We start from the raw sequence: 19,937 nt of genomic DNA on the forward strand, positions 1-19,937 counted from the left end.
CGGGCCCCAGCTCATCCACGGTTTAGGCTACCTGAGGGGTGACGGGCTCTCGATCGCCGCCACGGATCAGGCAAACACCTGGTCCGTGGCACCCTCAACATGCACGATTCCAAACACACAAGGGGTGTTGGAAGGAATGAGGGGGTGATCTTGTCAAGGACACTTGCCAAGCTGGAGCAACCTTAAGGTCGGCTATTCGGCAATCTTTTTAGTATCTTTATAGAGTGCGTTATAGGCGCCGCATTTCGGGCAGCGCATGTGCCGCTCGATATGATCCTCGCCGCCCTTGGTATCGACAACTTCGAGGTCCGCTTCGCCGCATTCCGGGCATTTGACACCTGCCTTCGGGTCGACGGCTAGAAGGCTGCCTGCACTAATCCACAACTCCCTGGACATCGAAGTTCCCCGCGCCACTTTACCCAATTTACTAGCGTCTCACTCCCCCTCATCCGTCTCGGCGCTGCGCGCCGATCCACCTTCTCCCACAAGGGGAGAAGGGAAGGCCGCGCTACTCCGCGATCCCTTCCTCATACTCCGCCGACATGGTCAGCCACTTGTCCTCGTTTTGCGCCAGCGTGTGGGCAAGCTGCGAACGCTCCTTGGCAAGCCGCGTGGCGGTGGAGGGATCCTTCTCGTAGATCGCCGGGTTGGCGAGCTCGTCCTCGATCAGGTCGATGCGCTTGCGGATGCGGTCCATCAGGGCCTCGGTGGCGCGGATTTCCTTCGCCAGCGGCTCCAACGCGGCGCGGCGCTGCGCGGCCTCGCGACGGCGGTCGGCCTTGGAGGCCTTGTCGGCCTCCTTCTGATCGCGGCGGTTGGACGACACGCCGGTGACCAGCGTTTTGTAATCCTCCAGGTCGCCGTCATAGGGATTGACCGCGCCGTCCTTCACCAGCCACAGCCGGTCGGCCGTCGCCTCCAGAAGATGTCGGTCGTGCGAGATCAGGATCACGGCGCCCGGAAAATCGTTCAGCGCATGGATCAGCGATTCACGGCTGTCGATGTCGAGATGGTTGGTCGGCTCGTCGAGGATGAAGAGGTTCGGGCCCTCGAAGGCGGACAGGCCCATCAAGAGCCGCGCCTTCTCGCCGCCGGACAGATCCTTCGCCGCGGTGTTCATCTTCTCGGTCGAGAGGCCGAACTGGGCGACGCGGGCGCGCACCTTGGCTTCCGGCGCGTCCGGCATCATCCGGCGCACATGTTCATAGGCGCTTTCCTCGGGGCGCAGATCGTCGAGCTGGTGCTGGGCGAAGATCGCCACCTTCAGCCCCGGCGCGATCGTCATCGAGCCGGTCTCGGCCTTCAGCCTGCCGGCCAGCAGCTTGGCGAAAGTCGACTTGCCGTTGCCGTTGGCGCCGAGCAGCGCGATGCGGTCGTCGGCATCGATGCGCAGCGTCATCTTCTTGAGGATCGGATTGCCTTCGCTATAGCCGACATTGACGCCGTTCAGCGCCACGATCGGCGAGGCCACCGGCTTGACCGGCTCGGGAAAGGAGAACGGCCGCACCGTGTCGTTGACCACGGCGGCGATCGGCTTCAGCTTCTCCAGCGCCTTCAGGCGCGACTGCGCTTGCCTTGCCTTGGAAGCCTTGGCGCGAAAACGCTCGACGAAGGATTCCATATGCTTGCGCTGCGCTTCCTGCTTGACGCGGCTCTTTTCCTGCAGCTCGCGCTGTTCGGTGAGCTGGCGCTCGAACTGGTCGTAGCCGCCGCGCCAGAAGGTCAGCTTCTTCTGATCGAGATGGACGATCGAATTGACGGCGCGGTTGAGCAGGTCGCGGTCGTGCGAGATCAGCAAAACCGTATGCGGATACTTCGAGACGTAGTTTTCAAGCCACAACGTGCCTTCGAGATCGAGATAATTGGTCGGCTCGTCGAGCAGCAGAAGGTCCGGCTCGGAGAACAGCACGGCGGCCAAAGCCACGCGCATGCGCCAGCCGCCGGAGAAGGACGAGGCCGGCCGCCGCTGCGCGGCATCGTCGAAGCCGAGGCCGGCCAGGATCGTGGCGGCGCGGGATTCGGCCGAATGCGCGTCGATGTCGGCGAGCCTGGTGTGGATCTCGGCGATGCGGTGCGCGTCGGTGGCGGTCTTTTCCTCCTCGAGCAGCGCCTGGCGCTCGACATCGGCCTTCAGTACGATCTCGATCAGCGGCTCCTCGGTGCCTGGCGCTTCCTGCGCCACCTGGCCGATGCGGGTGTTTTTCGGCAGGCTGATCGAGCCGGTCTCGGACGGGAAATCGCCGGTGATCGCCTTGAACAGCGTGGTCTTGCCGGTGCCGTTGCGGCCGACAAGGCCGGCCTTGGTGCCGGCCGGCAGCGTGAGCGAGGCATGATCGAGAAGCAGCCGCCCCGCCATGCGCAGCGTAAGGTCGTTGATGATAAGCATAGCCGCGCTTTTGCACGGGACATCGGCGCTTCGCAAGAGCCAGCGCCCGGACGATGCTCGCCGCGCGCTGTCCGCAGCCGTTCAGCAAAAAAAAAGCGACGCGGGCTGGAACCAGTTGCCGGCCCCAGCGTTTGGAGGCCCGTGATCCGCTATCTCGCCCTCGCCTTCATCTTCTTCCAGGTCGCCACGACAACCGCGCTGGCGACGCAGGTGGTTCTGTTCGAAGACCAGGCCGCTCAAATTGCTGTCCCGGTTGAATCGACAAGCGCGGCACCGACACAGCCAATCTCCCCCGTAGTGAGGCGCGCGACGGAACACCTGCTGATCCAGATCGACAGCGGGGACTCCGGCCGTCGCCCATGAACGACTGAGAGAGCTGGCTGGGCAGCGCTCCCACCGCCGGACCAATATGTCTGGCAATGCGTCCAGGTTTCGCCGGCGACCAACCCGCCCTGCAATGGCCAGAACACATGCAGCATGATGATCGACGAGATCAAGCGCGGCTGCGCCATGATCGGCAATGACGATCCGCCGGCCTTCTGTTCCTCCTAAAAGGGCTCAGCCGCGCGCCCGCCCAGCCGCTAGCCCGAGGCGATCAACATTCTCGGGCGGAAGATCAATCCGGCGCAGCAAGACAACCGCAAGTTTGCCTTGCGCTCAATATTGATGCAGCGATCGACGATACCACCAAAAAAGGACAGCAAAATCTTCCGGGCCGAGCATGATGCTTGTCAAAAATTGATTTCAGTTTTTATCGCAAACCTGCGACCTTGCGGACGCGCCGTGAGTCGTGAGTGGGCGCCAACGATAACTTGGTCCAAGCATTGGCCCTTGGAATGTCAGGAGCTCACGATGGGCGAAGCGGTCAACGATCTGCGAACGCTGAAATATGTGGCGGAGGTCGCGCGCAGGCTGGCAAAGATGCTCTCGCGCACGCGCTACCAGATGCTCGTCTATTTTCTTGAAATGACAGCCGTCGAAGCGGACAGCCTCGCCGCCGAGCGGGAGCCCGACCGCCACGACGAGAGCAAGCCGCCCCGCAACTGATGCCGAGTGCCCGTCGCGTTGGCGGAAACCACTTTTGCGGGATTGCTTGAAGCGCGCCGCGCTGAAACGGATCCAGGCAAGGCGCTGTCAGTCTTCGTTTGACGCATGTGGTTGTCCCGGAACCGCTGCGCGCTTCCGGGCGACGTGCGTCAATTGCCTTTTTTCTCCAGGCCGCCCATGCGGTCCAGAATGGCGAGGCATTTCAGCCGCCGCGCCTCGATGACCACGCGGTCCTCATGCTCGAGAATGGCGCGCTCGAAGTCGTCGAGCGCGCCGAGCGCGGCGTGCAAATCGGCGGAGGGACGTCCCAACGAAAACAGCACGCGTCGCGCTTCGACCCCCTCCGCCGCGCCGACGGACACCTGTCCGGCCACGCGGCGACGCAATGTGCCGAGAGCAGTCCGCCGGCCGCGCCATGACGATGGCGCGGCGTCATTCATTGCCTCAGGCAGCACCTCGGCCCGGCCTCACGCCTTGCCCTTGCGCTTGCCCTTGCCCGCATCACCGCCGGCCGGCTTGCGGCCGAGGCCGGAAGATTTGGCCAGCGCCGAACGGGTCGCCGAATAGCTGGGCGCCACCATCGGATAATCCGCAGGCAGGCTCCATTTGGCGCGGTATTCGTCCGGCGTCAGGCCGTGATCCGTCGCAAGGTGGCGTTTCAACGACTTGAACTTCTTCCCGTCCTCCAGGCAGATGATGTGATCCGGGAAGACCGAGCGCTTCGGGTTGACGGCAGGCGTCAGCGCCACCGCCTCCTTGACAACGCTGCCGCCGGCGAGCTTGCGCACCGACGCGCTGACGCTGGCGATCAGATCAGGCAGGCCGGAAGCAGGGAGCGGATTGTTGCCGACATAGGCGGAGACAATGTCGGCGGTCAGTTCGATTGCAGTCTTATCGTCGATGTTGGACAATTTTTTCACCTTCTGCCGGCCCTCAAATCGCCAGCTCGTTTTTAAGACTTTTGTCGGTGTATCGAATTGGACAAGCCCCCCAACGGACCGTCCAGAGTCAGTAAAGCTACGCGACTCAATACCGGGTTATGTTTCTACGCGGGCTGCAAATGCGCAAGTTAGGATTTCTAATAGCTATAACAGATGCTTTATAGCACCGGCGGTCCGGCTGGATAGGTAAAACCTACGGTAGCACTCGGTCGGCCAAGGAAGTTGCTGAAAAATCGAAGTTCAGGCCAAGTTCCGCCACGGTAACGATAATCCCCCTGTTGGGTATCGACCATTCGCGCTTCGGTGGCGCCAGGCAAATCGCTCATTTGACGGCGACGCCGCGCCTGACATCCGCCGAAGGGCTGTCCGCCAGGATTTCCAGCACGCGTTTCCAGCGCGCGCAGCGGCCAAAGTCCTTTTGCTCGATAGCCTTTTCCGCCTTCATGGCCGCATAGAGCGGCGCTTCCGCGCCAAATTCCCTGACCAGCCAGTGCGCCTCCTGTCTGGCGCGGCGTTCGTCCTCGTCAACGGGCATTCTGGACATTGTGCCTGGTCTCCGTACTTTCGATGCCGACCGCGAGGCAGCTGCCAATGACGAGGACGGCGCCGGCAACAGCCGTCATCGACAGGCTTTCGCCCGACAGGGTCAGCAGAAACGTGGAAGCGATCGGCGTAAGATAGGCCACGATTGCTATCCTGCCGCTGTGATCGAGCTTTGCCGCGCGCGACCAGAAATAGTAGCCGAGCCCCATCGGGCCGGCGCCGAGATAGAGGCCGAGCAGGAGGTGCGCACCGGTCAGGCGTCCAGCGCCGTCATGCAGGCACCAGGCTAACGTGAGCGCGACGCCGACCAGCGCGGAGGGCAAAAGCAGACGTTCCGGCGACACGCCAAGGCGGCCGACGGTAAGCGAGTAGAAGGCCATGCAGAGCGCCGAGCCGAAAGCGGCGAGATAGCCGACGACGCTGCCGCCTTCAAACCAGGCCCTGTTGAACCAAGAATGGGCGCGCCCTCCGGAAATGACCAGCGCCACACCGGCGAAGCCCACAGCGGCGGCCAGCCCGAGCAACAGCGGCCGGCGCGGCCGGCCCAGCAGGATAACCGCCGCGGCGGTTATCAGCGGCCAAGTATAGGCGACGAGGTTCGCCTCGATGACCGGCATCGAGGCGAAGCCGATATATTGCAGCACCATGGTGCCAACCAGACCCAGGAAGCCGACGGCGTAGGCGGCAAGCGAGACTCTTTCCTTCTCCCCTTGTGGGAGAAGGTGGATCGGCGCGGAGCGCCGAGACGGATGAGGGGTGTTGGAAGAAACGCCAGCCTCGGCGATCCGTCCAGCACCCCTCATCCGACCTCGCTTCGCGAGGCCACCGCCCGGGGGCGAGCCACGGGTCTCGCCCCGTCCTTCGGACCCCACAAGGGGAGAAGGGAAAAGCCGGATCAGCGCGAAGACCAGGGCCGCCCCGCAAAATTGCAGGAACTGCACTTGCGATACCGGATAGAGGGCAAGCAGCGTCTTGCCGACCAGGGCGTTGGTCGCCCACAGCGCCACGGCGCCGAGGGCGAAGGCCAGCGCCGCGGGGGCGGCACTGGAACGGTTCTGACAGTCCGGCACGACCGGGCCGAGGCTCAGCGACGCCGAGGGCGGCTGGCGCTCGACCGGATCGTTGGTCACTACCACGACTCCCTTGCTCCGCCGGAAACCGGCTCCGCGGCGGGCTGCGGCATGGGATGCTCCTCGGCATGGCGGCGATAGGCGGGCAGCTGGTTGGTCCAAACATCCTCGGCCAGCTCGTTCACCCAGGCGCGGTCATGGTCGTTGTCGGCGGCGAGGTAGAACATGCGGTTGTCGTCGACATAGGGCTTGGTCGCCGAGCGCTGGTTGAGCACTAGCGTGACGCGCTCGCCGAGCTGGATCGGCGCGGTGCGGTGGAGCACGCCGAGGAACTGGCCGAGCGTGGCGTAGTTCATCTTGTGGTCGATGCGCATGATCTTGTTGCGTGGCAGGTCGCGGCCGGATTCCAGGATCGAACGGCCGGTCTCGGAATCGTCGCAGTAGATTTCAAGATGACCGCCGATGAGCGGGTCGCTGATCGACAGCGGGATGAGTTCGGTCACCGGAACGCCGTCGCAATGCCATTCGACGGCGCCGTCCCTGGGGTTCATGAAGGTGACGGTCGAACCGACGATCGACAGCGGATAGGGTTCGAGCTTGGTGCCCATCATGTCGGACAGCCTTTCCAAGCGCAGCTTGTCGTGTAAAAGCTCTTTGATCTCCGGAATATAGCGGTCGGCGCCGGTGATAAAGGTGAGGTCGAGGTGCTTGTGAACGGCATGGCTGGCCTTCAATTTGAGCGCCGCTTCCTCGATGGCGGCAAGCAGTGCGGGGTCGTAACCGTGACGATACTGGGCGACGCCGAAACCCGACACTTTCCAGGCCGTCTCATGACCAATGATGGCCTCGCGGCTCATTGCACAGCGCAGTTCGGGAATTGTATGGGCGTTCATTGTACTTTCTCCAAGATGGGGGCAACACTTGGTTAACAGTCATTTAAACGCCCACCCCTGTAAATTTAGGAAAGCTGGTGGTAGCGTAAGGCCAGCTTAAGGTCGAAACCCCGTGCGTCTGCTCAGTCAGGTCAACCTCAACTCGCTGAAAATCGTGGAGAGCGCCGCGCGGCACAGGAATTTCACGCGCGCCGGCGAAGAGCAGTTTATCACCGCTTCCGCCGTCAGCCAGCGCGTGAAGAGCCTGGAGGACCAGTTGCGCTTCAAGATTTTCGAGCGCGGCGGCAACGCGGTGTCGCTGACGCCGGAGGGCGAGACCTATGTGGCGCGCGTGCGCGAGGCGCTGGAACGGATCGTGGCGGCCAGCATGGAGGCCACCGGCCAGTCGCAGGCGCATGTGCTGCGGATCTGCGTGTTGCCGACCTTCGCGGCGCGCTGGCTGTTTCCCAGGCTGATGACCTTCCAGCGGCAATATCCCGATATCGAGATGCGGGTGTCGACATCCTACGCCACGCATGAATTCTCGACCTCGGAATATGATCTCGAGATCCGCTACGGCGACGGCGATTTCCCCGGCCTCACCTCGGAACTGCTGTTCAAGGAAGACCTGACGCCGGTATGCAGCCGGAAGCTGTTTCACGACGTGCTGGGCGACAGGCCGCTGTCCAAGGTGACGCCCGAAGACCTGCGCTTCTTCACGCTGCTGCACTCCGACACCTGCACCCAGAACTGGCAGTCGTGGCTGGGCTTTGCCGGCGCAAGCTTCGTGCTGGGCGAGACCAGGAGCGTCTATTTCGACAGCTGCATGATGTCCTACGAAGCCGCCAATGCCGGCATGGGCTTTGCCGTCGCCAACCGCGCCTATATGGCAAGCGATATCCGGGCCGAACGGCTGGTGGCTCCCTTCGCGGTCCACCATCCCAACACGGCGGGCTGGTATTTCGTCAGCCCCATCAAGGCGCTTGGCGCCCGCAAGGTGGAGCTGTTCAAGCAGTGGATCCTGGCCGAAGCGGCGCTGACGCAACGCCAGCTCGACGTCGAGATCGCCGGCGGACAGCCGGGACGCGCGGCGGTGGCGTGAGGTGCGCCGCTCGCGCGGCTTCAGAACCTTCCGGATGCTTTGGCTGACTATAGCCGGCTAGCGCGATCGCACCATGACGCAAGGCCGAGACTCAGCTATGTTGGATTGCGCGGCGGGCCTGATTTTCCCGCTTGGCCGGCGCTATTCAGCTTCCTCCCAAGCAGCGCCGGCCTTCTTCGTTCCAGACCGATGACAAATCAACCCGTCCTGCCCTATTGCTTCGGAGGCGTGCCCGGCTGGTCGCCGTCCGTGGTCGATTTCGGCACCGGATTCTTGTCGACCTGAGGGTTCTGGTTGACTTCATCGCCCGGCGCCTTGGTGGGCTGCACGCTGTTGTCGCAGGCGGCGAGCACGAGCCCTGCCGCAAGAGCCAGCAGCACAGGAAGCTTCATCATGACGACCTCCTCTCGTTCGCCCCTTTCACAAGGGCAAACGACGCGGTGGCGGTTTGGTTGCGCGTGAGGGCGGAACCAACCGGCCCGCGCCCGGTTGAAAGCCAATCGAACCGCACGAGGAGACGATGATGATCCGCCTGCTGCTTACCGGCCTTTTCGCCTACACGGCCTATCGCGTCGCCGTGAGGATCATCGACGAGGTACCCGGCGATGTGTCGCCGCTGGATATGCCGGGCGACGAAAGGCGTGCGCTGCGGCGCCAGTCGGCGGCGATGGGAGTGGAGCCGAAGCGGTAACCTCCGGCCGCTTCGCGGCCACCTCTCTCCGCTCGCGCGGGGGCGAGGAAATTATTGCGAACAAAGCGGAAACGATGCTTGATGGGCGATGAACATCGCCGCCCGTGATTCGTCCTTCGAGACGCCCGCTTATCTTGCCCGGCTGAATGACGAGCAGCGGCTGGCGGTGGTGCATGGCGACGGCAAGGTGGCGGCGCCGCTGCTGGTGATCGCCGGCGCCGGCTCCGGCAAGACCAACACGCTGGCGCATCGCGTCGCCCATCTCATCGTCAAGGGCGCCGATCCGCGCCGCATCCTCTTGATGACGTTTTCCCGCCGCGCCGCGGCCGAGATGGCCAAGCGCGTCGAGCGCATCGCCGGCGAGGTGCTGGGGCGCGACGCCGCGATCATCGCCGACGCGCTGGCCTGGGCCGGCACTTTTCACGGCATCGGCGCCAGGCTGTTGCGCGACTATGCCGAGCAGATCGGACTCGATCCGGCCTTCACCATCCATGACCGCGAGGATTCCGCCGATCTGATGAACCTTGCCCGGCACGAGCTGGGGTTCTCGAAGACCGAAAGCCGTTTTCCGACCAAAGGCACCTGCCTGCAGATCTATTCGCGGGCGGTGAACGCGCAGGCGCCGCTCAGCGAAGTGCTGGGCGCGGCCTTTCCATGGTGCGCGGCATGGGCAGACCAGCTGAAGGAGCTTTTCGCGGCCTATGTCGAGGCCAAGCAGGCGCAGAACGTGCTCGATTACGACGATCTTCTGCTCTACTGGGCACAGATGGCGGCCGAGCCGGAAATCGCCGCTCACCTCGGTTCCCGCTTCGACCATGTGCTGGTCGACGAGTACCAGGACACCAACCGCCTGCAGGCCTCGATCCTTCTGGCGCTGAAGCCGGACGGCGCCGGCCTGACGGTGGTGGGCGACGACGCGCAGTCGATCTATTCGTTCCGCGCGGCCGAAGTGCGCAACATCCTCGACTTCCCAAGACAGTTCGCGCAAGCTGCGGCGGTCGTCATGCTGGAGCGCAACTACCGCTCGACCGAGACGATCCTTGCCGCAGCCAACAGGGTGATCGGCGAGGCCAGCGAGCGCTTCACCAAGAATCTGTGGACCGAGCGCCGGTCCTCGCACAAGCCGCAGCTGGTCAGCGTGCGCGACGAGGCCGAGCAGGCGAATTATGTCTGCCAGGCGATCCTGGCCGAGCGCGAGGCCGGCACGGCGCTGAAGGCGCAGGCGGTGCTGTTTCGCACCTCGAGCCATAGCGGACCGCTGGAGGTGGAGCTGACGCGCCGCAACATCCCGTTCGTCAAGTTCGGGGGCTTGAAATTCCTCGACGCCGCGCATGTCAAGGACATGCTGGCGATGCTGCGCTTCGCCGAGAACCCGCGTGACCGCGTCGCCGGTTTCCGCGTGCTGCAGCTGATGCCGGGGATCGGCCCATCCGCCGCCTCTCAGATCGTCGAGGCGATGGCGACATCGCTGGACGAGACGCTCGGCCTTGCCCGCTTCCGCCCGCCGCAGCGCGCCGCGCAGGATTGGCCGGTGTTCCTCGACATCTATAGCGGCTTACGCGCCGGCGCCAAATGGCCGGCCGACCTCGAACGGATCAGGCTCTGGTACGAGCCGCATCTGGAACGCATCCATGAGGACGCGATCACGCGCCGGGCCGATCTGATCCAGCTCGAGCAGATCGCTTCGACCTATCCGTCGCGCGAACGCTTCCTGACCGAGCTGACGCTCGACCCGCCCGACGCCACCAGCGACCAGGCCGGGCCGCCGCATCGCGACGAGGATTACCTCATCCTGTCGACCATCCACTCCGCCAAGGGCCAGGAGTGGAAGAACGTCTTCGTGCTGAACGCGGTCGACGGCTGCATCCCGGCCGACCTCGGCGTCGGCACCAAGGAGGACATCGAGGAGGAACGCCGGCTGCTCTATGTGGCGATGACCAGGGCCAAGGACAGCCTGCATCTCGTCGTGCCGCAGCGCTTTTATCCGCACAACCAGGCGGCGCGCGGCGACCGCCATGTCTATGCCTCGCGCACCCGCTTCATCCCGGCCTCGATGCTTTCGGCCTTCGAGCAGTCGTCCTGGGCCAGCGCCGCGATCAAGGACGACCCGCGTCAGCGACCGGGAGTCAAGGTCGATCTTGGCGCCCGCATGCGCGGCATGTGGAAATAGGACGCCCGCCTAATGCATGTCGCCCAGAAGTGTGCAGCGGTTCTGGGACAACGACATGCATCAAAACAAAGACTTAAAGCGTCGCCTGAAGTCACGGTGCGGAGCGTCGACGCGCGACCGGCTTGCAGGCGTTCGTCGCGGAACTTTTTATCCGGCAATGGGTTTCCGTTAGGAAAATCTAATGCAAGGAGGCAGCAATGAAGAACCTCATTCTAGCCGCTATGCTTGGCGTGCCCGCCATGGCGCCGGCAACGGTTCCAGTCCAGGCGGCAAGCCTGACCATCACCACCGATGACGGCATGGGCAGATACAATGACGACTACTACTGGCGCCGCCACCATATGCGCAAAGACGACTGGCGCTATAGCGGCCGGTACGAGATGCGCGACGGATATCGCTACGGTCATCATCGCAACTGCATGGTCAGGGTGCACAAGCGCTGGCATCACGGCTATTGGACTATAAAAAGAGTCTCGAGCTGCGACCGCCACGGCGGCTGGCGATACTAGAGCAATTTCAGGAAAAGTGCGCGCGGTTTTCCGTCAAGAAATTGCGACAAAACAAAGAGATAGAGCGGTTCACCGTTTCCGTGAAACGGTGAACCGCTCTAGCGAGCCGTCCCTCACCAAAGCCGACGCGGCCTTGGAGCGGTGCCCATAGGAACGGGTGGAAAAAATGCGTTTGGTTCCATCGACGATGAGTTGGCGGCAACGGCTCGCCGAACGGGCCGGCCAACTCTTCCTCAACATCGTCGCGACGCTGTTCGCCGGGGTCGCGATCTTTCTCCTGGTGCTATCGGCGTATTACCACGTGCCGCAACCCCCGGCAGAAGTGGCAATCACAGCCGGCTCCGGGCCATGATTGCCCGCTACAGGCTTTGGCAAGACGAGCGCGGGCAAGGCGGGCGCGAAAAGATCGCCGGCCGTGGAACCTCGCGCCGCAACATGCGTTGTCCGGCGTCCCATCCAAGACCGAGGCTGGCAGCCCTGCCGTCCTCCGCCCAATTTCCGAGAGGTCTAAATGCACGACAGGATGTTCTTCGCGCCGGTCGCGGTCAGTGTCGGCGCTGGCCACAAGCGCATGATCGCCTCGCTGTCCGCCATGCGTGAATTCCTGACCGAGTTTCCGCCGTCGCGGAGGCGGCTGAGCTACGGCGCCGCGGTAAAAGCCTGCGAGGCGGCGCGGGCCGGAGAAATCTCCGCCGAGTCGGCGCGCGATGCGCTGATCACCTTCGCGGTGACCGCCGGCATCCTGTGGCCGTCGGACCAGCCAATCGTCTCGGTGAAGCCGGTCGCGCGCGGCTATGGCGGTTTTGCCGCCTGAACTTACGCAAAAGACCATCTTCCCGGTCCCGCCGCCCATGAACTGCTCCGGGTCAGTTCACGACGGGCCGTTCCATACCGTTATTCCGGCTTGCCGGCCGAGGCCTTGGCGATCGGCGCGGCCGGTTCAGCCGCTGCAACGAGTGGATAGACGAGCTGCTGGTGGTAGAGCTGCGGCACAGGCTCGTCGACACCGTATCTTTCCGGCATCCGCGGCGGCATGAACAAAGTGCCGCCGATCAGGTCGAGAAAGGGCAACTGGCCGGCGAAGTTCTTGTCATAGGCCTCGCGATCATTGGCATGGTGCCAGTGATGGAACTGCGGTGAGGCAATCAGCCATTTCAGCGGCCCGAACCCGATGCGCGTGTTGGAGTGGATGAACACCGACTGCCATTGGTAGATCAGCACGTAGATGAGAACCGCCTCGGCGGAAAAACCCAGCGCGAACAGCGGTAGGAACGAGGCCGACTTGGTCAGGATCTGGTCCACCGGGTGCACGCGGTGCGCGGCCAGCCAGTCCATCTCCTCGATCGAGTGATGGATGGCGTGGAAGCGCCACAGGAACGGCACCGCGTGGAAGGCGCGATGGGCAAGGTAGAAGCCGATGTCGGCGATGAGCAGAGCCTCGATCGCCTGCAGCCAAACAGGCTGCGACTGGACGGCGGCGGTGAGCGCCTCGGGAACGAAACGCTGCGCCAGCAGCATCGCCGCGCCAACCACCAATACTATACCGGCCTTGATGACGATGCCGTTGAAGAGCAGGTAGAAAACGTCGTTCAGCCAATGCCGGCGCGTCGCCGACTGCTCGCCATGCAGCGGCAGGAGCTGCTCCAGCGGGATGAAGATGAGGGCGATGATCAGCACCGCCTTGAAGTCGATAAGATCGAACACGGTCGCTCGCGGATCGGCTGAGGTCAGCCGCCGACACTAGCCGCCAAAGGATGAACGGACCGTTGATGGCGCCTGAGCGGCGAGGGATGCCTAGTGCATGGTGCCGCCGGCGTCGCCGGCAAGCGCGCTGCGCTGGCTCTCGAAGCTCACCTGATCGCGGCCATTGGACTTGGCCTTGTAAAGATGGCGGTCGGCGACCTGGAACATGTCGTGATAGGTGGTCGGGCCGCTAAAGGCGATGCCGCCGATGCTCACGGAAAGCGGCCAGGGCCGCCCGTCGGGGGCAAACTCGACCTCGCGGATGTGCCGCCTGATCGATTCGGCGACCAGGAAGGAGCGCGTGGCGTCGGCGCCGGGCAGGAAGACCCCGAATTCCTCGCCGCCGATGCGTCCGACGATGTCGGCGCCATGCAGTTGCCCCTTGATCGTCGCGGCGATCAACCTGAGCGCCTGGTCGCCACAGTCGTGGCCCAGGCGGTCATTGATCGACTTGAAATGGTCGGCATCGACGATCAGCAGCGCGCCGGCTTCAGCGACCGTTTGGTCGCGTGCCTGGTCGAGATAGGCCTCGACCAGCATCGAGAAGGCGCCGCGGTTGAAGACCGCGGTCAGGCTGTCGGTCGCGGCGATGACGCTGAGCTCCTTTTGCGTGATCGCCAGCTGGCGCATCTTCCACATCAGGAAGAACAGAAAGGAGCCGCCGAGCACGAGCGGCAGGAAAAGATCCGTGAGTTGCGCCCAGAGCAGCGCCTGCGGCGACAGCGAGGGAAAATTGAAGGAATCGACGAAGAAGGCGACGGCAATGAAAAAGGCTGTGCCGGCGGCGGTTACCACCACAACCCTGCCCCAGCTTGTCGGGGACAAATCGATGCGCATGCCCTTGCTCCCACGGCTACCGGCTTATTGTGGGGCGCGAGCGCAAAGGAAGTCCTAACATATTAGCTTCAATGCAAGTGTGGTTAACAGGTCGTCGGAACCGCCGTGGTGGCAGGCAAGCAGAAAGCCCGCCGCCAAAGGCGGCAGGCTTCCCGACTGGCCGGAGGTTCTCGTCAACGCACCGCCAGCCATGGCGGCGATGCGGTAGGAGATGCCGCAGAGCCTCACGGCCGGTGCGGCACTCCCGACCAGGCTGCCTTGCAGCATATGTCAGCGACGCGAAATCATCAGGCAGAGCGCCCTGAGATCCTTGTCGTAGGTTTCTTCGCTGGAGAGCACGTCGGCGCAACGCTTCTTCATGCGCATCAATTTCGTGCCGGACATCTGAGCCACGGCGTTCTTCATAGCGGGCGCTTCAGGGGCTCCTACTGTGCTAGGCGTGCTCAGCGTGCTCAGTGTAGAGAACCTTCCCACGCCGAGGCCCGCGTCGTCACCAGTCCCGAGGCTAAGGCTCGCGTTGGCGCCATTGCCGACATTTGCACCCGCACTGGCGTTGATGTCGTCGCCGACGTTAGCGTCGAGACCCGCATTGATGCCGGTTGAGCCACCGATCGACGCCGTGGCGTTTGCGTCAGCGCCATTCGAGCCGCCTATCGATGCGGCCGCGTCGGCGTTCACGCCGTTCGACCCGCCAACCGAGGCGCCAAGACCGGCATTGACGCCGCTGCCACCACCGACAGAGGCGCCGGCGCCAGCGTTGACGCCGCCGGACCCGCCGACCGATGCTCCAACGCCAAGGCTTGCGGCGTTTGCAGGCATGGCCAAAATGGCGATAATCGCGCCGCAAGAAAGGGCTTTATGCAATTCCCGAATGATACTTGGCATGACACTCTCCTCCTAGACGGATATGCCGCATTGCATCACATAGGCACCGCGTTCTTTGATTAACGCCGTGCGCATACATATCTACGCCGACATCCATGCCTCAGTTTCATGCCCGATTTTTGATGATATTTTTTAGTTTCTTGTTGTTATATCGAATTGTTAAATCAATCTTCGTACTTTTATTCGATATTTAAACATATATAGCAAACAGCAAACACTTCCCGCACCGAGCGCCATTTGCAACGAAACCACGGCAGAAATGTGCGGGGTGCCCGGAGCTATGCTTCACGCGTAGGCGCGGCCTTCCTCGGAGCGCTGGAACAGCATCAGGTCGAGCGGCACCGAAGGCCGGCCGAGCACCGTCAGCACCATATGCGCCTGGCCGCGATGATGGGTCTGATGGTTGAAGAAATGGCTGAGCGCGGGCGAAAGCCGCTGCGAGACGGTGCGCATGTCGACGGTCATGTAGGAGAAGCGGCCGGCAATCGCCTTGTCGCCCATGCCGCTCACCCAGGCGACGATCCTCCTGTCCTCGGCCTCGCGCGCCAGCTTCAGGGCCGGCAAGGCCCGGTACAGGATGGCGGCGGTGTTGGACGGCGCATCGCCCTCGCCGGTGAAGCGCTTCATCCAGACACGGTCGACGGCAAGCAGATGGTTGAGCGTGCCAAGCATCGAGCCGAAAAAGGCCCCGACGTCACGGCCGAGTTCCTCCTCATCAAGATCGGCAGCGGCATCGTAGAGGCGGCCGTTGGCCCATTGATTATAGGCGGCAAACATCATGAAATGCTGCTTCATTCTTTCCACCCGGCTCATCACGAATCCGGGCTCTTCGTAACCTGCAGCAACGGACCCGCCAATGACCATTCTGCTTTACGACCTGGTCGGCCACGATGTCGGCCGCCCGTTCAGCCCGCATTGCTGGAAGACCAAGATGGCGCTGGCGCATAAGGGGCTCGCCGCCACCAAGGTGCCGACGCGCTTCCTGGAGGTGCCTGGCGTCGAGGGCGGCATGTCGAAGACGGTGCCGGTGATCCGCGACGGCGAGCGCGTGGTGGCCGATTCCTTCGCCATCGCGCTCTACCTCGACGAAGCCTATCCGGATCGGCCGACGCTGTTCGGCGGCGAAGGCGGCAAAGCGATGGCGCGGTTCATCGAGCGCTGGTCGCAGATCACCATCCACCCTTATGTCGCGACGGTGGCGCTGACCGGTCTGCATGCCATGCAAGACGAGGCGAACGCCGCCTATTTCCGCGAAAGCCGCGAGCAGCGCTACGGCAAGCGGCTGGAAGAGGTCGTGGCCAACCGCGACGCCGGACTCTCGGCCTTCCGCGCCGCGCTGGAGCCGCTGCGCTCGACGCTTGCCTACCAGCCCTTCATCGGCGGAGCCTCGCCGCTGTTTGCCGACTACATCGTGTTCGGGGCGCTGCAATGGGGGCGCATCGCCTCGCCTTTCCAATTGCTCGACGACGGCGACAGCATCGTCAGCTGGTTCGAGCGCTGCCTCGATCTGCATGGCGGGATCGGGCGGCAGGTCGCGGCAGCGGCGTGACAGCCGTCGGAATTGCGATGTTGCGTTACGAGATGCAGGCTGGGATCTGGGTCTACCCCGGCAAGGGCGGCTGGCATTTCGTGACGCTGCCGACGGAGGTCGCGGCGCGGATCAAGGCGGCGATGGCGGGGCTTGCCCGCCCCTGGGGTTCGCTCGGCGTGACGGCGAGCATCGGCAAGACCAGGTGGCAGACATCGCTCTTTCCCGACAGGGCGTCTGGCAGCCTGCTGTTGCCGGTCAAAGCCTCGGTGCGCCAGCGCGAGGGCCTAAAGGCCGGCGATGCGCCAAGGCTGACCATTGAGATCGAGCTCTAGGGGTCAATCCCGGTCCTGGTCGACCAGCCTGACGCAGATCGGATCGCCTTCGCCCATGCGCGCGCACTGCCATTCCGGACCGAAGCCGAAATTGTGATCCCGCGGCGGCAGGACCAGCAGGAAGACGGCGATCACGGCGCACATCAGCGCCATGAAGACGATACCCGCAATGTCGCCGCGTCTGAGATAAGGCCAGTTCATCGCCTCCGGCTCCGCCGCCGCGAGCGTTCGGGAGCAAGCGCCCGAAGCGCGTGCAGCTGTCTAATTATCCCGCAAAGCGCCCGCCTTGACCAGAAGCCGCCTCCCCTTGGCAAGCCGCCGGGTGGCTTGTATAGAGCCCGCCACTCCAATTTCCATTCCCAAGAACAAGGACGACCCTATGGCGATCGAACGCACCTTCTCCATGATCAAGCCGGACGCGACCAGGCGCAACCTGACAGGCGCCATCACCAAGATGCTGGAGGACGCCGGGCTGCGCGTCGTCGCATCGCGCCGCGTGTGGATGAGCCGCCGCGAGGCCGAGGGTTTCTACGCCGTCCACAAGGACCGCCCGTTCTTCGGCGAGCTGGTGGAATTCATGTCGTCGGCTCCGACCATCGTGCAGGTCCTGGAAGGCGAGAATGCCATCGCCCGGAATCGCGAAGTGATGGGTGCAACCAACCCGGCCAATGCCGCCGAGGGCACCATCCGCAAGGTGCACGCCCTGTCGATCGGCGAGAATTCGGTGCATGGCTCGGACGCGCCGGAGACCGCCGCGCAGGAGATCAAGTACTGGTTCTCGGACACCGAGATCGTCGGCTGATCTATCTGACGCAATCCCGAACGGAAAACCGCTTCGTGGAATCGCTCTGAAATCTGCCGAAAAGGCGGCCCTTTAGGCCGCCTTTTTAACATGGGTAAATGCGCCGTGGGCGGATCAACCTATGGTAGCCAGCTCTGGCGATAGAGGGTTCACCCGCCCCCCGCGAACCTCTGTCGCGCTTCCGTACCACAACGGAGGACGCGATGATTGGTCCCCATATTTCCAAGAGCGGCGTTGCCTATCCGGACGATCTTGTCCTGCTGAAGCGCATTTACGATCAGGTCTGCGCGGAACGCGGCATCGTCGTCGGCAGTTCCGAGGCATCGGACCTGGCGATCGAGGCCATGAAACTCTTTTCCGCCGGTATCTTCGACGAAGGAACGATCGGAAGACGTCTGCGCAGCGGCTGATGCGAGGATCGGTGGCTCAGTCCCCGTCACCGTAGCGGATGACCTCGACCTTCTCCCTGGTGATCAGGCAGCTTTTCGCCTTCGTCAGCGCCTTGATCGCAGGGATCAGCGCATCGATCTTCTCCGGCGCATCGACGATCTCGACAACGATGGGCAGATCCTGCGACAGGCGCAGGATCTTGGCCGTGTGGAGCACGCTGGAGCGACCGAAGCCCAGCGGCCCGCGCAGCACCGTGGCGCCGGCCATAGCGGTTTCGCGGGCCTTGATGACGATCGCCTCGTGCAGCGGCTTGCCGTCGGCCGCCCTGTCGTCCTCGCCGAAGAAGATCCTGAGCAGCGCGCATTGCGCGGGAAGTTCCATGTTCTCCTCCCTGATCACCTCTTGGCCTGATCACCTATTGGCCTGATCACCAGTTGGCCTGTTACCTGTCGACCGGCAAGCGGTTGAGCCTGGATGCCATCAGATAGCCCAGCCACGCGGCGGCGAGCGACAGCCCGACCACACTGATGAGATAGGTCGCGGCCAGCGGCAAGTCGCCCTCGAACAGCAGGATGAAGGTGTCGAGGCTCATCGCCGAAAACGTGGTGAGGCCGCCGCAGAAGCCGGCCATGACAAAATTGCGGCTGGCGGCGCCGACCATCATGCGCCCATCCGGTCCGGTCAGCGTGGCAAAGGCCATGATGATCCAGGAGCCGGCGACGTTGACGAAAGCGGTCGACCATAGAGCGTTGAGGCCGAGCAGCGAGACGATGACATAGCCCGACAGGAAGCGGGTCAGGGAGCCGATCGCCGCGCCGCAGCCGACCGCCAGATAAAGCCGCGTTGCCGCCTGTCTGTCCGTCATCGTTCAGCCCGATGCCCCAGCGGCTGAACCAGCTACCCAGGTGGCTGACTCAGCCACCCAGATGATCGCCCAGAAGCCGAGGGCGACGAACAGCACGCACAGAACCGACGAGGCGACAACGTTGAAGGCCGCGAGCCGCCCCTCGCCGTCGAGCGCGAGGTTGAGCGTCTGCAGGCAGAAGGACGACACCGTGGTATAGCCGCCGAACAGGCCGACGACGATCAGGTCGCGCACGAGATCGCTGGCGAAGACGCCGCCCACCGACCGCGCAGCACCGGCGAAGGCGCCAATGGCAAGAGCGCCGGAGACATTGACCGCCAGCGTGCCCCAGGGAAAGGTCTCGCCGACCCTGCGGCCAACCACGCCGGACAGGAAGAAGCGGGAAACGCCGCCGAGGAAACCGCCGATCAGGACCAGGGCGCAGGCCGCAAGGGTCATCGCTTCAATGCCTTTCCAAACGCGATTCCACACCGGAATCACTTCACGAAATCAGGCATGATGCGAGCGGGAAAAACAAATCCTGCCGCGCAAGAGCACGCCTGGCAGGAGTCATCAGCCCATATGGGCGGTTTCGGGGGAACCCCATCCCCATTTTCGGGCGAGCCTAGGCGGTTGTGGCGGTGGGGTCAATTGTGACGGGCATTTATGCGCCGGAAGAATATCGGGGCAAGGACGGATTCGCATCGAATGTCGCCAGGGTCGGTGGCAGTTCGATCCAGCAGCCGGGCCCCATCCGTCCTGCCTCTGCTTCAGGATCCGCTAGCCGACGATGCGGCCTTGGTCAGCCGGCGGCGCTGCATGTCGGACAGGAAAACCCGCCGCCCCTCCCCGGCGGGCACAGGAATCATTTGGCTTGACGGTCTTTCACATTCGCGTGGGCGTTCGCCGCTTCGGTGTCGGTCGACGGCGTCTTCGTCTCCTCGCCCGTGAACGGGCTGCCCTGCCCAGGCGCAAGGTCGCCGCTATGGCCGGCCTTGTTGGTCTGGAAGGGCTGGCTGTCGGGGCTGAGGCCATGCTGGGTGGCGTTGAACAAATGGTCGTCCGCACGGGCAAAACCGGCGAAGGCGATCAGCGATACGCCTGTGGCTGCGAGAATGAGCGTGTGCTTCTTCATATCTGGTCTCCATTGAGTGCCAGATCGATCCCGCGCATTCGGTCTGGCGGTTTGAGTGAAGGGACGTTTGTCCCTTTGCCTGCCCGCCATATGCATAAGTCAACGCT

Annotated in this window: 29 protein-coding genes and 1 riboswitch; of the genes, 12 read left to right on the top strand and 17 right to left on the bottom strand. The window is 63.6% G+C overall.

Annotated features, from left to right (window positions below):
- Positions 1-192 precede the first annotated feature (192 nt).
- Together EN852_RS24480 and EN852_RS24485 are read right to left on the bottom strand one after the other, a co-directional pair.
- The gene (locus EN852_RS24480) at positions 193-396 is read right to left on the bottom strand and encodes a hypothetical protein (protein WP_127877955.1); all 204 of its coding nucleotides are present in this window, start codon (positions 394-396) and stop codon (positions 193-195) included.
- Between the two features lie 112 nt (positions 397-508).
- On the bottom strand, positions 509-2,386 hold the full coding sequence (locus EN852_RS24485; protein WP_127877953.1) for an ABC-F family ATP-binding cassette domain-containing protein: 1,878 nt from the start codon (positions 2,384-2,386) through the stop codon (positions 509-511).
- 141 nt (positions 2,387-2,527) lie between these two features.
- Between EN852_RS24485 and EN852_RS24490 the strand changes: the two genes are divergently transcribed.
- Together EN852_RS24490 and EN852_RS24495 are read left to right on the top strand one after the other, a co-directional pair.
- On the top strand, positions 2,528-2,749 hold the full coding sequence (locus EN852_RS24490; protein ID WP_127877951.1) for a hypothetical protein: 222 nt from the start codon (positions 2,528-2,530) through the stop codon (positions 2,747-2,749).
- A gap of 489 nt (positions 2,750-3,238) precedes the next feature.
- Positions 3,239-3,433: a hypothetical protein gene (locus EN852_RS24495; protein ID WP_127877949.1), complete on the top strand. Its 195-nt coding sequence runs from the start codon at positions 3,239-3,241 to the stop codon at positions 3,431-3,433.
- A 149-nt stretch (positions 3,434-3,582) separates the two neighbouring features.
- Here the strand turns inward: EN852_RS24495 and EN852_RS24500 are convergent, their stop codons facing one another.
- From EN852_RS24500 to EN852_RS40945, 5 genes are all read right to left on the bottom strand, one after another.
- Entirely contained in the window at positions 3,583-3,873 is a 291-nt protein-coding gene (locus EN852_RS24500) for a hypothetical protein (protein ID WP_127877947.1), read from the bottom strand.
- A gap of 27 nt (positions 3,874-3,900) precedes the next feature.
- Entirely contained in the window at positions 3,901-4,344 is a 444-nt protein-coding gene (locus EN852_RS24505; RefSeq protein ID WP_127877945.1) for a MucR family transcriptional regulator, read from the bottom strand.
- A gap of 352 nt (positions 4,345-4,696) precedes the next feature.
- Entirely contained in the window at positions 4,697-4,918 is a 222-nt protein-coding gene (locus EN852_RS24510) for a hypothetical protein (protein WP_246694376.1), read from the bottom strand.
- Complete coding sequence (locus EN852_RS24515) at positions 4,899-6,005, bottom strand: DMT family transporter (RefSeq protein WP_246694389.1); 1,107 nt, start codon at positions 6,003-6,005, stop codon at positions 4,899-4,901. Before EN852_RS24515 ends, EN852_RS24510 begins: the two co-directional genes overlap by 20 nt.
- A 41-nt stretch (positions 6,006-6,046) precedes the next feature.
- On the bottom strand, positions 6,047-6,880 hold the full coding sequence (locus tag EN852_RS40945; RefSeq protein WP_189343186.1) for a hypothetical protein: 834 nt from the start codon (positions 6,878-6,880) through the stop codon (positions 6,047-6,049).
- A 112-nt stretch (positions 6,881-6,992) separates the two neighbouring features.
- Between EN852_RS40945 and EN852_RS24535 the strand changes: the two genes are divergently transcribed.
- Positions 6,993-7,961: a LysR substrate-binding domain-containing protein gene (locus EN852_RS24535; protein ID WP_127877943.1), complete on the top strand. Its 969-nt coding sequence runs from the start codon at positions 6,993-6,995 to the stop codon at positions 7,959-7,961.
- A gap of 212 nt (positions 7,962-8,173) precedes the next feature.
- Here the strand turns inward: EN852_RS24535 and EN852_RS24540 are convergent, their stop codons facing one another.
- On the bottom strand, positions 8,174-8,356 hold the full coding sequence (locus tag EN852_RS24540; protein ID WP_127877941.1) for a hypothetical protein: 183 nt from the start codon (positions 8,354-8,356) through the stop codon (positions 8,174-8,176).
- A gap of 128 nt (positions 8,357-8,484) precedes the next feature.
- Here EN852_RS24540 and EN852_RS40950 point away from each other — a divergent pair, with 128 nt between their 5' ends.
- The 5 genes from EN852_RS40950 (at position 8,485) to EN852_RS24560 (ending at position 12,145) form a co-directional block, all read left to right on the top strand.
- Positions 8,485-8,652: a hypothetical protein gene (locus tag EN852_RS40950; protein WP_189401128.1), complete on the top strand. Its 168-nt coding sequence runs from the start codon at positions 8,485-8,487 to the stop codon at positions 8,650-8,652.
- A gap of 88 nt (positions 8,653-8,740) precedes the next feature.
- Positions 8,741-10,822, top strand: coding sequence for an ATP-dependent helicase (locus EN852_RS24545; RefSeq protein WP_127877939.1), 2,082 nt, complete (start codon positions 8,741-8,743; stop codon positions 10,820-10,822).
- A 197-nt stretch (positions 10,823-11,019) separates the two neighbouring features.
- Positions 11,020-11,331: a hypothetical protein gene (locus EN852_RS24550; protein WP_127877937.1), complete on the top strand. Its 312-nt coding sequence runs from the start codon at positions 11,020-11,022 to the stop codon at positions 11,329-11,331.
- Positions 11,332-11,497: 166 nt separating this feature from the next.
- Positions 11,498-11,683 (top strand): hypothetical protein, encoded by a 186-nt coding sequence (locus EN852_RS24555; protein WP_127877935.1) that lies wholly within the window; start codon positions 11,498-11,500, stop codon positions 11,681-11,683.
- A 159-nt stretch (positions 11,684-11,842) separates the two neighbouring features.
- Entirely contained in the window at positions 11,843-12,145 is a 303-nt protein-coding gene (locus tag EN852_RS24560) for a DUF982 domain-containing protein (protein ID WP_127877933.1), read from the top strand.
- Between the two features lie 80 nt (positions 12,146-12,225).
- Here EN852_RS24560 and EN852_RS24565 read toward each other — a convergent pair whose 3' ends face one another.
- The 4 genes from EN852_RS24565 to EN852_RS24580 form a co-directional block, all read right to left on the bottom strand.
- Positions 12,226-13,035 carry a sterol desaturase family protein gene (locus EN852_RS24565; RefSeq protein ID WP_127877931.1) on the bottom strand — a complete coding sequence of 270 codons (810 nt, stop codon included), beginning with the start codon at positions 13,033-13,035 and terminating at the stop codon, positions 12,226-12,228.
- 90 nt (positions 13,036-13,125) lie between these two features.
- Entirely contained in the window at positions 13,126-13,911 is a 786-nt protein-coding gene (locus EN852_RS24570; RefSeq protein WP_127864982.1) for a GGDEF domain-containing protein, read from the bottom strand.
- Positions 13,912-14,181: 270 nt separating this feature from the next.
- The gene (locus EN852_RS24575) at positions 14,182-14,796 is read right to left on the bottom strand and encodes a hypothetical protein (RefSeq protein ID WP_127877929.1); all 615 of its coding nucleotides are present in this window, start codon (positions 14,794-14,796) and stop codon (positions 14,182-14,184) included.
- Positions 14,797-15,081: 285 nt separating this feature from the next.
- On the bottom strand, positions 15,082-15,591 hold the full coding sequence (locus tag EN852_RS24580) for a DinB family protein (RefSeq protein WP_127864981.1): 510 nt from the start codon (positions 15,589-15,591) through the stop codon (positions 15,082-15,084).
- Positions 15,592-15,652: 61 nt separating this feature from the next.
- Between EN852_RS24580 and EN852_RS24585 the strand changes: the two genes are divergently transcribed.
- Positions 15,653-16,345 carry a glutathione S-transferase family protein gene (locus EN852_RS24585; protein ID WP_127877927.1) on the top strand — a complete coding sequence of 231 codons (693 nt, stop codon included), beginning with the start codon at positions 15,653-15,655 and terminating at the stop codon, positions 16,343-16,345.
- Between the two features lie 17 nt (positions 16,346-16,362).
- The gene (locus EN852_RS24590; protein ID WP_127864979.1) at positions 16,363-16,659 is read left to right on the top strand and encodes a DUF1905 domain-containing protein; all 297 of its coding nucleotides are present in this window, start codon (positions 16,363-16,365) and stop codon (positions 16,657-16,659) included.
- A gap of 3 nt (positions 16,660-16,662) precedes the next feature.
- Here the strand turns inward: EN852_RS24590 and EN852_RS24595 are convergent, their stop codons facing one another.
- A complete protein-coding gene (locus EN852_RS24595) occupies positions 16,663-16,860 on the bottom strand; it encodes a hypothetical protein (RefSeq protein WP_127877925.1) in 198 nt (65 codons plus the stop codon).
- Positions 16,861-17,038: 178 nt separating this feature from the next.
- On the opposite strand from EN852_RS24595, the gene ndk reads away from it, so the two are divergent.
- Positions 17,039-17,461 (top strand): nucleoside-diphosphate kinase, encoded by a 423-nt coding sequence (gene ndk / locus EN852_RS24600; protein ID WP_040984737.1) that lies wholly within the window; start codon positions 17,039-17,041, stop codon positions 17,459-17,461.
- 203 nt (positions 17,462-17,664) lie between these two features.
- Positions 17,665-17,871 (top strand): hypothetical protein, encoded by a 207-nt coding sequence (locus EN852_RS24605; RefSeq protein ID WP_127877923.1) that lies wholly within the window; start codon positions 17,665-17,667, stop codon positions 17,869-17,871.
- A 16-nt stretch (positions 17,872-17,887) separates the two neighbouring features.
- On the opposite strand, the gene EN852_RS24610 is transcribed toward EN852_RS24605, so the two are convergent.
- The 4 genes from EN852_RS24610 to EN852_RS24625 all read right to left on the bottom strand — a co-directional run bounded on the left by EN852_RS24610 (position 17,888) and on the right by EN852_RS24625 (position 19,830).
- On the bottom strand, positions 17,888-18,232 hold the full coding sequence (locus tag EN852_RS24610) for a DUF190 domain-containing protein (protein ID WP_127877921.1): 345 nt from the start codon (positions 18,230-18,232) through the stop codon (positions 17,888-17,890).
- A 61-nt stretch (positions 18,233-18,293) separates the two neighbouring features.
- Entirely contained in the window at positions 18,294-18,716 is a 423-nt protein-coding gene (gene crcB, locus EN852_RS24615) for a fluoride efflux transporter CrcB (protein ID WP_127877919.1), read from the bottom strand.
- A 3-nt stretch (positions 18,717-18,719) separates the two neighbouring features.
- Positions 18,720-19,154 (bottom strand): fluoride efflux transporter CrcB, encoded by a 435-nt coding sequence (crcB, locus tag EN852_RS24620; RefSeq protein ID WP_127877917.1) that lies wholly within the window; start codon positions 19,152-19,154, stop codon positions 18,720-18,722.
- A gap of 98 nt (positions 19,155-19,252) precedes the next feature.
- Positions 19,253-19,315: riboswitch (Fluoride riboswitch) on the bottom strand.
- A 245-nt stretch (positions 19,316-19,560) separates the two neighbouring features.
- Complete coding sequence (locus EN852_RS24625; protein ID WP_127877915.1) at positions 19,561-19,830, bottom strand: hypothetical protein; 270 nt, start codon at positions 19,828-19,830, stop codon at positions 19,561-19,563.
- Between the last annotated feature and the right edge of the window lie 107 nt (positions 19,831-19,937).

Origin of the sequence: Mesorhizobium sp. M2E.F.Ca.ET.209.01.1.1 (assembly GCF_004010375.2) — a bacterium.
In the GTDB taxonomy this organism is placed as follows: Bacteria; Pseudomonadota; Alphaproteobacteria; order Rhizobiales; family Rhizobiaceae; genus Mesorhizobium.